The following is an 11,844-nucleotide window of genomic DNA, read 5'->3' on the forward strand; positions in this document are numbered from 1 at the left end:
GGATGAGCTTATCGAGCGTTAGGTCCGACACAGCTCTGCGCAACCGGTCATTCTCCTTCTGAAGACGTTTGAGCTCTTTCAGTTGGTCCGTCCCCATGCCTCCGTATTGCTTGCGCCAACGATAGAATGTCTGTTCGGTTATCTGCACCTGACGGATTGCATCGATGCGCGGCATTCCCTGACCGCACAATACCTCAACCTGCCGCAACTTCGTGACAATCTCTTCCGGCTTGTGACGTTTGATTCCCATGTTTGATCCTCCGTTTCCTAACTATAGGGGCGGACCGATTCAAAGGGGGAGGATCACTAGCAGTCATTCGATGCGTCTTGTATGAACGACTGCTGTGCGGAAAAACGAGCCATTGCCTGCAAGTAACACAACATTGGCGCCCAAGTTAAAATTCTGCGCGTGATGAAGCCATTTGCATGTGTCGACACCAGTTGGCGGGCGGAGCATAGTGGAACGAAGGACAAAGCGTCGCGCGTGATTGCCTCGATTTTAGCGCGTACAGTTTCACAAAGGCGGGAGTGCGTGGCAGGTAAAAGGAACCACGCGTATTACTGCGCCGCGTAAATGAGCCAGAGACGGAAGGGCCATAAGGCTATTCTGAGATGCATTTTCATTGCATTCAGTGCCTGCAAAAATGACATAAATTTGCGAACTGAAGTGCCTTGAGAGCTGTCGATGTCCCGAACGATGGCGAAAAAATTCAACCATGAACTGGAAAGATCCACAATCGATGACAGTACCGAAATTGAACCGGCCCCTTGTTGTCGCAGTTGGTGCCTTTGACGAAAATTCCGGTGGCGCAATCGTGCTCCATAAACTCGTCGACAGCCTGCGGCGCGCCGGTGTGTCCGCCTACGCCTATCCCCCCCTAAAGCCATACCCCAACAGTATGCCCGCATGGAAAAGGCGTCTCAAGGGTCTCCACAGACACATCACGAAAGTCGCCAAATCAGCCAAGCACTTTTCCCACCCCTCAATGGATGTACCGCTAGCGCCGCTGTCGGTGCTCAAGCAAGACCCCATCGTGGTGTATCCGGAAGTCATTGCCGGAAATCCGCTGGGCGCCTCTTCGGTGGTACGTTGGATCCTGTTCACGCCGGGCGCGCATACCGGCCAAGGCGTCGAAATTGACCGAGGGGCTGAAGAGATCTTTTATTTCCAGAAGGCCTTCATCGAGGGTCATGACTGGATACCTCCGGAAAATGAATTGAGGTTACAATGGATCCGGTCCGACATTTACTATGATCAACAGCAGGAAAACCGGTCAGGCAGTTGCAGAATGCAGCGCAAAGGGGCGCTTTTGAACATCAACACGAGCGACGCGTATCGTACAGCAACGCCGCTTGACGGACTGCCCCATCAAGAGATTGCTGCGATTTTCAATAAATCCGAACGCTTCTATTGCGACGATCCGCACACAATGTACTCAACTTACGCTGTTCTGTGCGGGTGCATCGCTGTCGTGACCCCGGTGCCAGGCCTCTCTGAGGCGGATTGGCGCCCAGAACAGGAGCGGTGGGGCATTGCGTACGGCGACAAGCCCGATCAGATTGAAATCGCCCTGCGCACCAAGCATCTGATGAAAGAAACTCTGGACGCCCTACAAGGCGTAGAAGAGCAACAAGTAGAGCATTTCATTGCCACGCTCGCCAAAAGGTTTGAATGACGCTTCTCTAATCGGCCTGTCGCGGGGTGAGATGCAGGAAACGCATTTTGTTGGGGCGGCCCTCGGAGCACAGCAATAGCCGATTATCGTCGGTGAACTCATCGAGTTCTTCAAATGAATTTATGTGCCTCTCAACCGGTTCGACACGACGCAATTGAAAAAATTCGCCCACATCCTTTAGAAACTGAGCGTATTTGTTTTCAAAACCGTCAATCCAGTTGTGAATCTCGATCACGATTTGAGCATGCATGAGTTTTCGCAAAACGTCCGATGTCAGAATGTCAAACTCCGCACCCTCAACGTCAACGAGCACAATGATGCGGGAAAAATCGTCAATATCGAGGGCGGAAAGAAAATCCGCGTCTGCCTCTCCATGGACCTCGATTCTGTCTTCAACGCCGTTGAGCGCTGCGTTCGAGCGTAATGCCGCCTGACCTTTCTCGGAAATCTCGAAACAGATCGCGCGCGCCAAGCGGTTCGTCTTTAGCATACCAATAGGATAGTACCCATCGGCTGTGCCGAGACTGATAAGTGTGTCACAGTAACTGAACGCGTCAGAAGTCAATAACTCGAGGATCTCTTTTTCGTAGACCCCGAGCATGATGGCACCGAGATCCGGTGCCCCCCACCACAAATCGTCGCCCAACCGAATACCTGCGAAGGGACCGTACCGTATTTCGCCGCCAAAAAGATCGTACACCTCCTTGGAATTCCGCGTGCGCCTTTGCATGACAGTCTCAGACCGCCACGCGAGGCGCTGTTCTTGCGTCGATGCAGCGGCGCGCCTGCGCGCACCCGCGAAAAACGCCATCTCTTCTTCAAAGAATGAGGCGGAATCCTGATAATCTGATGACATGCATTCACTCTTGGTAGTTTTTTGACGCGACCTGACTTTGCGCTTAAGTAAGTGGCAACGCAATCCCTGACCGGGGCAACTCTGGAACACAATGGAACAAAAACAGTCCCTATCAGCGTTGGCTGACAAACTCTCTGCCGAAGGCCCCGGTGTAAAGACCATTAAACTTCGACAGTTGCTCGAACCTCACCGGGAGGCCTTCGGCGTTCGGCCTACAAAGATGCTCTTCCCACCAGTGGAAATTGGCAGTGTTACGCTTGTCGATCAAATCGTGTTGCTGTCGCTCATGGATTTTTGCACCCCCAAACGGATCGTCGAAATTGGCACCTTTCTGGGCTACACCACCAGGATGCTGCTCGAAAACTCCTCGGACGCAATCATTTACTCAGTCGATTTGCCGCAGGGGGATAGTACCACAAAGGACGGTTTCGACCTGGTCAGGGTTTTGAACGATGGCGACTACAATGACAGATATTTGACCCAGCAAAGAGAGTTAATCGGCGAGACGTACCTGGCCGACTTACCTGAAAGCATTTTGGCGAGATTACGTCTCATTCGGCAAGATTCCACGACACTAAATTATGCGGATGACATAGGAAGAATCGACTTTGCATTCATCGACGGCGGGCATGATCTTGAGACTGTCGCGGCAGACACGGCTTGCATCAGACAAGCCGTCAAAAATGGCGTAATCGTATGGCACGATTACAGTTCAGGGATCCATTCGGGCGTGACAGAGTTTCTATCAAATGAAGACAATTGTTCTGAGGTCTTTCACGTTGCCGGAAGCCTGTGCGCCTTCGAAATACGAAAACAGGCATGATCCGTCCTTCTGAAATTCTGACGCGCGACGAGTTGCGCCGTCTCAGTAAATCGCGCAATGCGCCGCCTCTCTTCAATCTTGCGATGCGGGTGGTAACACACACTGCTTTGTTATGGCTGGCGCTGGTAGTGTTTCAGGCGGGCTTTTATGTGATTTTCGCGGTCTTGGCTCTCGTCAATGCCGCCATCTTTCAGTTTGTCGGATATGCTGGTCTATCACACGAGCTGTTTCATGGAAAAGTATTTGAAAACAAATCTTTAAACAGACGGCTCTTTACTTTCACCAGCTACTTAATGTGGAATAACCCGGCTTTTTTCGAAAAAAGCCACGGTTACCATCACGCCCACACGTTCGCTGACGACGACGCTGAAGCGCATTCTCATCAGCCGTTCAATCGCTTGGACTGGGTATTCTACCTGACGGTAGACCTGCGAATGTTTTGGCGTAGAATGCTTTATCTGATGCTCAACAGTATCGGTAAGACGGTTTCCTTTCGACCATTTGCACTTTCGTCGCTTGGACCAAAGAGCGAAGCGATCACCAAGCATGCCCGGCAGATATTGCTGCTTCAACTGGCATTGCTGGCTGGATGGGTCTTACTTGCCGGTCCTGTAGCCGGGGTGATTTTTTGGCTGACCCCTTTTACCGCAACGGCGCCAAATAGACTACTGGCCGCTTCTCAGCATATCGGATTGTCCGCCTATAAAAACGCCGGGCCTCTGGGGCATTCTCGCACACTGGTTCTTCCGCGCTGGTTATCAGGCCTTTACGCTGGAATGAACTATCACTGCGAACATCACCTGTTCCCCGGCATACCTTACTACAACTTGCCAGAACTCCACAAAAACCTTGTTGAGAAGGGCTTGCTCGAAAATGAAGAGAACCTGAGCTTCTTTCTGACAGAATTCTGGATTTTCCATCGCGAACTCGACCTCAGCAAGGCGGCATAAGCAACGATACCCGGTGACGCCAATCCAGAAAGGGCATCTTCGGTGCGGGGAATCACTTTCGTGCGCCCAGTTGATGGCATACGTTGTCACAGCGTTCAGGGTGGATCCTGCGTTTTTTTGAGAGTATTCGAGAGCTTAATGACAACCACTCTACGCTTTCTTTTATCGGGCCCTGGTCTTATCGGTCGCCAGCACGCGCTCCGCCTAAAAGAAAACGAGAATTGCGAACTTGTGGCCGTGGTGGCGCCCAACCACCCTAAGAACAGAGCGTTCAGCGAGGAATTCAACGCAGAGTTTTTCACGGATTTCGAAGATGCGTTGCAGAGGGTCAAGCCCAATGCCGTGATCATCAGCTCACCAAACAAATATCATTACGCGCAATCCCGTGTCTGTATCGATGCGCGCGTACCTTTCTTGGTGGAAAAGCCGGTAACAGCAACACTCGAGGAGGCCGCCGAACTGGCGCGCTTGTCCCGCGATGCGGACGTGCCCATACTTGTTGGCCATCACAGAACCCACAGCACTTTATTAACGACCGCCGAGGCGTTCCTTGCCTCCGAAAAGTTTGGAAGACTCGTTGCGCTGCAAGGGTCTGCCTTGTTCTACAAACCGCAATCCTATTTTGAAGCCGCGCCGTGGCGCACGAAATCCGGAGGCGGCCCGATCCTGATAAATCTGATACACGAGATCGGTCTCATGCGACATCTCGCAGGCGAAGTCATGTCTGTTGCCGCGTTATCAAGCAACGCCATGCGCGGGTTCGACGTGGAAGACAGTCTGGCCCTGAGCCTGAGCTTTTCCGGCGGTGCCTTGGGGACATACTTGTTATCCGACGCCGCGGCGAGTCGGAAAAGCTGGGAAATGACAAGCGGCGAAAACCCAGCTTATCCCAACTACTCGCAACAGACATGCTATCACTTTGCCGGAACTCGTGGGGCTATGGATTTTCCGTCGATGCGGGTTTGTTACTATAAATCAGACAAGGAGGCATCGTGGTGGGAGCCCTTCGAAACCGAGCAATTGCCATCGGAACGCTGTGACCCATTGGTACGTCAGATTGAGCACTTCGTCGACGTGATCCGGGGTTTGGCCCCTCCGAAGGTATCGGCGGAGGATGGATGGCAAAACATGCGGGTCGTCGACGCGATCGCTGAATCTATTCGGACTGGAGCAACAGTGGCACTGGATGAGATGACAACACAGGCAGGCCATCCTTGATGTGTAAACATCCACGGTTTCCTCGCAGATGAGAGTGCTTCTTGTCGATACCGGCTTTTCCGCAGCTCCGGTTTACGAGGCCTTGCTTGGTTTCGGCCACGACGTCTGGGTCATGGGGAACCGGGAAGAAGACATGCTTGCGAAGCGCGCCGCGGATCGTTGGGTTGCGCAGGATTATAGTGATGTCGAGGCGGTCGCAGGGCATATAGAACGCCTGTCGATTGACTGTGTTGTTCCGGGATGCACTGACGTGTCACTGGAGACATGTGCCGCGCTTCCGTTGGCTGACAGCTACATTGACAGCCTTGACACAACCCTGATCCTGGGATCGAAACAGGCGTTTCGCGAGACTTGCGCCAAACTCGACCTGCCAGCCCCCCGAGTCCACAGCGATGCCGAGTTCCCAATCACCGGACAGTTCATTTGCAAGCCGGTGGACGCCTACAGTGGTCGAGGCGTCAGTGTGTTCGACGGGCGTCAGCATGATGCGCTTGCAAACGCTCTGGAGCGTGCCAGAAAACACAGCCGGTCCGGCGAAACAATCATAGAAACCTTCTGCGACGGCCTCCTATACAGTTGTTCGGCCTTTCTGGAAAACAAAACGGTCGCGGAGAGATTCTTTGTGCGGGAAGGATCTTCGGTAAACCCCTATGCGGTCGACACAAGCTACGTTGTGCAGGATTATCCAGAGGAACGAGCGCAAGTGATTATAGGGGCGCTGGAAAAACTGGCACGGTTTGTGGATCTAAGAGACGGGCTTTTGCACGTTCAGTTTATCGATGGCTCAAGCGGCCCGGTGATTGTGGAGGTGATGCGCCGGTGCCCCGGCGACCTTTATGCGCGTCTGATAGAGTTCAGTTCGGGCGTTGATTATGCGTCGCGTTACGCTTCCTACTTCACCGGAGACAAACCGAAATCAACCAGACGGGCACAAAGCAACATCTTGCGACACACGGTGACGTCCGAAGCGAGAGCGGTTTTTGCAGGCGTTGACCTGAACCCACCCGAGGTTGTCCGGGCGTTTTATCCAATTGGCGCAATGGGCATGGAGCTTTTGCCAAATCAGCAAAATCGCGCTGGCGTGCTCTTTGTCCAAGCGGGCGATACGCCTGATCTGAAGGCATGTTTCGAACGATTCATGTCGCGTCGCGCCTATAGTGCTACGTTGGCCTAGACGTATGGAGCCAAAAATGTCCGATCCCGTATATGTGGCCAGCCCTCTTCTGCCCGATCTCGATCAATTGGCGCCTTTGCTTGAAGAAATCTGGTCTTCAAAACACGTGACCAATCACGGTCCAATGCATCAAAAATTGGAAGCAGAACTTTCGAAACATCTTGGTGTGCCAACAACGATGCTGTTCGGGAATGGGACCATCGCTTTGCTGACGGCCCTCAAATTTTTGGACCTCCCTCCGAAGAGCGAAGTCATCACAACTCCCCTGACCTTCGCCGCAACAGCTCACGCGATTGCGTGGAACGGTCTGAAGCCTGTGTTTGCCGATGTCGACCATACAACGCTCACTCTGGACCCAGAGTCGGTGGAACTCGCGATCACGGAAAACACATCCGCAATCATAGGCGTGCATGTTTATGGCACGCTTTGCGACGTCGACGCTCTCGCACGGCTTGGCGCAAAATACAATCTCAGGGTCATATACGACGCAGCGCATGCGTTCGGGGCCAGGAAGAGCGGGATCCCGGTCTCTCAATTCGGGGATGCCTCTATTTTTTCATTCCATGCAACCAAGCTGTTTAACACCCTCGAAGGGGGGCTGATCGCCTCGCCGAACGAAGACTACAAAGAGAGGATCTATTTCCTGCGAAACTTCGGAATCAAGAACGAAGAAGAGGTTGTCGATATCGGCATCAACGGAAAGATGAACGAAGTTCAGGCAGCGATTGGTCTGCTGAACCTGAAGGCTGTCGAACAGGAAAAGGCGCGGCGTCGTGAGTTGAGAGCGCGATATACGAGTTTCCTATCCGGACTTGACGGTGTACGTCTGGCCGCAGATCAACCCGATGTAGAAAACGCGGAACAATATTTTCCCGTCATCTTGAACAAGGCACAGTTCGGTCGATCGCGAGACGATATTTATGAGGCCCTGAAGCGCCGTAACATCTTCGCTCGCAAGTATTTTCACCCGATTTGCACGGATTTTGTCCCGTATCAATCCGAGCAGATCGTTTCGACCAAGAACATGCCGGTCGCGGAAGAAGTAAAATCACAAGTGCTGTGTTTGCCGTATCACAGCGGCGTGGGAGTGGACGCCGTGGACATGATTGCGGAGGTGTTTCTGAACGGCACTACCGCATAACTTGGATTGAGCAACCACCTGCCCTGCAATATGGCGCAAGACCGCCGAAGGCCGTTTTTAAGCTGGTTAACTGGTTGCGATTGGTCTCCGTCAAAGGTGCACGAAGCTCACCTACGTGGTTTTCATATCACCTTAGCCGTTCTACGGTTCACATATCACTTTGAGAGGAACATAGATTGGCAAGTTCAGTGATTGAAGACGACTTAACAATCGACGGCAACATCAAGACAAGCGAAGGAAGCGTTGATGTCCGCGGTAAAGTGGCCGGAGACATAACCGCCGTTGCAATCGCTATTCAACCGGGCGGTTCTGTTGAAGGTAGACTTTCAGCCAGCACTATCACCATAGCCGGCCAGCTCAAAGGCAGCCTGAAGTGCGACGACGTTACATTAGCGTCGACGTCCTCGGTTCAGGCCGATGTTGAGGCTGAGGCGATGACGACCGAAAGCGGGGCGGAAGTTGTCGGCAAGCTCAAAGTCACCGGCAAAAGATAGACAGGAAACAAGGCGCGATACGTCCGGCCCACGCGATGCGCACGTCTATCCATGGTGGTTTTGACCTGCATCAACGACTGCAATTGGCATGCTCGGGTACATTTCAGACCAAGATGTGAGGCGTCATGGCTCTAAAATCCGCGTTCCTTGGCACATAAAATCTGAGCGATCTCAAAATCCAAAAGCGACAGGCACAAATATGTATAAGTTGATAATAAAGTTTCTATGTGTCGGGCTAATACCTCTGTCCCTCCCGTCCTGCACGGACATGGTCGACGAAGACCGGTCGATGCCGACACGGTCTGATGGGGCGGCATTCTTTGCGCAGAACTGCACCTCGTGTCACGGAGCAGATGCACGAGGAGCAGGCCCGAGCGCGCGCGCTCTGAAGGGTACGCCTACCGACCTTACGAAACTCAGCGCTGAGAATGGTGGCACATTTCCTGAGGCGCGCGCACTGGCTTATATCTACGGTGATCCCGTCGACAGTCACCTGGCACGCGTCATGCCGCAATTTGGCGACGAAATGGCATTGGACCTGGTTCCAGTCGAAATCGAAGGCATACTGACCCCGACCCCTCGTGAGTTGGCGGGGCTGCTGTTCTATCTTGAAAGCATTCAGCAATAACTTGCGCAGAATGCCAGTCAGGCGAAGCGGAATTAAACTGCCTCTGCCGTTTTGCTTGTGGCCGAGAATCCGGCGCCGTTGAGTCGAACCCTCTCGACAAGATGCGTTGAACGGATGTCGCCGGGCATTATGCCCATGGGATCGAGGGTGAAACATTCTCCGTTTCAAACGACGAACTCGAACCCGCGCACACAGTCAGGGCGCTCGATTGTCCCGCAGCGGTTAGGCCTGATGTAGAGGTCGGCCTGCACAAGGTCGTCAGGCTGCACCTCAGTTCGCGGAGCGACGGCCTCTATGGGGTCCAAGGACCTCACTCATCGCTACAATCGCTCATGGGCATTCTCCCTTAGCAGGCGGTCAAGTTCAGCGGCAGCGTCGTAAATTCGCTGAGCATGAGGGTGCGATAGCGCGATGAGCCCCCCTCCTCCTCAATTTCGATGCGCAACAGTTCGTCGCGCAGTGCCCAAAGGCCTATGTCTTTGACCATGCGCCGGTTGTCCGATGACACCTTGTTCGGGGCAGCATGCCGTTGGCTTGCGGACCACACATCTTACGAGGCTTTTAGTGTTCCTCCGCACAAGGCTGTCACCTGAGATCATACGGCAACCGATCCGATGTCTCCTATTCGTCCGCATAGCGGTCATTTGCTGAAAGGAAATCAAACGACCGTTCGGCGGTCTGCGCCGCCATTCGCCGCATAGTCCACCAAAGACCGCAACACGGAACAATGGGACCTTCGGCGAAGCACTTGAAGTTTGGAGCGTTGGACACCTTGGTCCGTAAACGGTAGTTCATTAAAAAACCCTTTGGGGCAAACAGATTGAACGCGCTTCCACAGCACCCAATGTCTCATACCCATCGCACTTAGGGTGCTCTTCGTTCAGCCAGGAAAGTTGTAAATCATGAAAGGCAATTCCCCGAGCCCACTCTTGATTGTTGCTCTCGCAATCAGTGCCACGATCGCTGGTTGGGGTATAATTGACCCGCAGGGGTTAGGAAGCCTCGCCGCATCGGCGGTTGCTAAGCAATTTGACAGTCGCGGCTGGTTCATAATGCTTGAAGCGAGTGGTCTGCTCTTTGTCGCGCTGTATCTTGCGTTTTCACGCTATGGCAAAATTCGCCTAGGGCCAGATGCGGCTGAACCCGAATTTTCGACCCCGGCTTGGATTGCTATGTTGTTTGCGGCGGGCATGGGGGTTGGCTTGTTATTTTATGGCGCCGCCGAACCGCTCACTCACTTCGAAGAAATTCGCCAATTCACCGGAGATCCGAAGGCTGCCGAATATGGGCTTTTTGTGACTTACCTGAACTGGGGCTTGCACGCATGGGCCATCTACGGGGTTGTTGGTCTTATCATAGCCTATTTTGCCTACCGTCGTGGCGGCACTCTTTTGCTAAGCGCTCCCCTTACCGAGGCGCTCGGTGATGAAACTTGGGTCCGAATGCTGGCATGGGTTTTTGATTTGCTTTCGATCGTCGCCATTGCCGTAGGCTTGGCCGGGTCGCTTGCCATGGGCGTATTCCAGGTCCAAACGGGACTGGCGGGGTTGATTGGCATGTCAGACCCCGGCGTCCTGACTATTCCAGTGTTCGTTGCAATGTGCATCGCATTTGTCATTCCACTCAGACGCGATTTGGGTGATGGGATGGCCAAGTTGTCGAACGCGGCCATGATGATTGCGATCGGTTTGCTGGTCTATCTCCTACTTTTGGGGCCAACATCTTACCTTATGAACAGCATCGTTTCGGGGTTTGGTCGGTATGCCTTTGGCGCTCTTCCAGCCGGGTTCGCGACCGCCGAATTTTTCGATCAGGGTATCGTAGATTGGTTCCAGTCCTGGACGCTAAATTACATGATTTGGTGGTTGGCGTGGTCACCCTTTGTTGGCATCTTCATCGCTCGAATTTCCCGCGGTCGCACAATTCGGGAGTTTCTTATTGGTGTGATCGTCGCGCCAACGCTGTTTTCTATTTTGTGGTTCGGGGTGTTCGGGGGCTTGGGCATTTTTGATGCACTCAAACAGGAAGGCGCATTGTCTGCAATCAACAGCGAAAACCTGGATGCAACCACCTTTGCATTGCTCGATCGCTTCCCCCTAAGTGGTATCACGCATACCGCGACGATTGTGGCTGCATTCTTGTTTGTGGTTACGAGCGTCGTAAGCGCAGGGTTTACACTCGCAATGATCGGCACAGGTGGCGATGAGAACCCATCACCCAAAATTCGTACCGTCTGGGGCGCCATACTTGGGGCTCTCGGATTGGCAATGGTGCTGGTGGGAGACATTGCCATGGTGCGATCGATCATAGCTTTGTCGGCTATCGCTTTCGTTTTCATTGTTCCAGTGCTTGTCGTGTGTTTGTTTCGGTCATTGAGGCGGGAGGAGCAAAAATGACAGGCGATCTTATCGATTCAATTCTGAACGTAAGTGTATTCGCTTATATAGGGTTTCTCATCTGGTTGAGCTTTCGACCCAACCCCTGATAACCAATTTCGCAAGGTGCTGGTCTTGGGGACTTCGCGATGATGCCGACGTCTGCATCAGGCTTAAAGCCGCGGTTCGCGGAACCGGTCTGAACGGCGGAGTTTCGGGACGGAGCGGACGTTCGCCGCATCGTCGACCAATGACCGAGTTGCGGATGGGGTGGATGGCTCCTGCATCACCCGGCGTCGTAATGCGCCATATTGCAGCTGCTATGAACCGCTTTTGAGAGGAGCCACCCAATGCAAGTTACAACAATCGGTTTAGATTTAGCCAAGAACATTTTTCAGATCCACGGTATCGACGACCATGGTGAGGTTGTATTCAACCGCGCGCTGAGACGGGCGCAAGTCCTGGCATTTTTTGAACGCCTCGAGCCATGTTTGGTCGGTATTGAAGCT

The 11,844-nt window shown here is 53.2% G+C and carries 12 protein-coding genes and 1 pseudogene; 10 read left to right on the forward strand and 3 right to left on the reverse strand.

Annotated elements, in window-relative coordinates:
- On the reverse strand, positions 1-250 hold a 250-nt coding region (locus tag DHN60_RS21910), incomplete at its 3' end, for a transposase (RefSeq protein WP_159089342.1).
- 466 nt (positions 251-716) lie between these two features.
- On the opposite strand from DHN60_RS21910, the gene DHN60_RS21915 reads away from it, so the two are divergent.
- On the forward strand, positions 717-1,676 hold the full coding sequence (locus DHN60_RS21915) for a hypothetical protein (protein ID WP_108839427.1): 960 nt from the start codon (positions 717-719) through the stop codon (positions 1,674-1,676).
- Between the two features lie 7 nt (positions 1,677-1,683).
- On the opposite strand, the gene DHN60_RS21920 is transcribed toward DHN60_RS21915, so the two are convergent.
- Positions 1,684-2,622, reverse strand: a complete 939-nt coding sequence (locus tag DHN60_RS21920) for a hypothetical protein (RefSeq protein ID WP_234423746.1) — start codon at positions 2,620-2,622, stop codon at positions 1,684-1,686.
- A gap of 28 nt (positions 2,623-2,650) precedes the next feature.
- Here DHN60_RS21920 and DHN60_RS21925 point away from each other — a divergent pair, with 28 nt between their 5' ends.
- The 7 genes from DHN60_RS21925 to DHN60_RS21955 all read left to right on the forward strand — a co-directional run bounded on the left by DHN60_RS21925 (position 2,651) and on the right by DHN60_RS21955 (position 8,960).
- Positions 2,651-3,355, forward strand: coding sequence for a class I SAM-dependent methyltransferase (locus tag DHN60_RS21925; protein ID WP_159089344.1), 705 nt, complete (start codon positions 2,651-2,653; stop codon positions 3,353-3,355).
- Positions 3,352-4,305, forward strand: a complete 954-nt coding sequence (locus DHN60_RS21930) for a fatty acid desaturase (protein ID WP_108839429.1) — start codon at positions 3,352-3,354, stop codon at positions 4,303-4,305. Before DHN60_RS21925 ends, DHN60_RS21930 begins: the two co-directional genes overlap by 4 nt.
- Before the next feature lie 138 nt (positions 4,306-4,443).
- Positions 4,444-5,523 carry a Gfo/Idh/MocA family protein gene (locus DHN60_RS21935; protein ID WP_108839430.1) on the forward strand — a complete coding sequence of 360 codons (1,080 nt, stop codon included), beginning with the start codon at positions 4,444-4,446 and terminating at the stop codon, positions 5,521-5,523.
- A 28-nt stretch (positions 5,524-5,551) separates the two neighbouring features.
- Positions 5,552-6,697 (forward strand): acetyl-CoA carboxylase biotin carboxylase subunit family protein, encoded by a 1,146-nt coding sequence (locus tag DHN60_RS21940; protein WP_108839431.1) that lies wholly within the window; start codon positions 5,552-5,554, stop codon positions 6,695-6,697.
- Between the two features lie 4 nt (positions 6,698-6,701).
- Positions 6,702-7,838 carry a DegT/DnrJ/EryC1/StrS aminotransferase family protein gene (locus DHN60_RS21945; protein ID WP_234423747.1) on the forward strand — a complete coding sequence of 379 codons (1,137 nt, stop codon included), beginning with the start codon at positions 6,702-6,704 and terminating at the stop codon, positions 7,836-7,838.
- Between the two features lie 176 nt (positions 7,839-8,014).
- Positions 8,015-8,332 carry a polymer-forming cytoskeletal protein gene (locus tag DHN60_RS21950; protein ID WP_108839432.1) on the forward strand — a complete coding sequence of 106 codons (318 nt, stop codon included), beginning with the start codon at positions 8,015-8,017 and terminating at the stop codon, positions 8,330-8,332.
- A 268-nt stretch (positions 8,333-8,600) separates the two neighbouring features.
- Positions 8,601-8,960: a cytochrome c gene (locus DHN60_RS21955; protein WP_234423748.1), complete on the forward strand. Its 360-nt coding sequence runs from the start codon at positions 8,601-8,603 to the stop codon at positions 8,958-8,960.
- 346 nt (positions 8,961-9,306) lie between these two features.
- Here the strand turns inward: DHN60_RS21955 and DHN60_RS21960 are convergent, their stop codons facing one another.
- Positions 9,307-9,447 carry a hypothetical protein gene (locus DHN60_RS21960; protein WP_159089345.1) on the reverse strand — a complete coding sequence of 47 codons (141 nt, stop codon included), beginning with the start codon at positions 9,445-9,447 and terminating at the stop codon, positions 9,307-9,309.
- A gap of 415 nt (positions 9,448-9,862) precedes the next feature.
- Between DHN60_RS21960 and DHN60_RS21965 the strand changes: the two genes are divergently transcribed.
- The gene (locus DHN60_RS21965) at positions 9,863-11,356 is read left to right on the forward strand and encodes a BCCT family transporter (protein WP_108839434.1); all 1,494 of its coding nucleotides are present in this window, start codon (positions 9,863-9,865) and stop codon (positions 11,354-11,356) included.
- A gap of 329 nt (positions 11,357-11,685) precedes the next feature.
- Positions 11,686-11,844: pseudogene (locus DHN60_RS22780) on the forward strand (IS110 family transposase); the annotation flags it as partial.

Origin of the sequence: Tateyamaria sp. Alg231-49 (genome assembly GCF_900143535.1) — a bacterium.
Taxonomy (GTDB): Bacteria; Pseudomonadota; Alphaproteobacteria; order Rhodobacterales; family Rhodobacteraceae; genus Tateyamaria.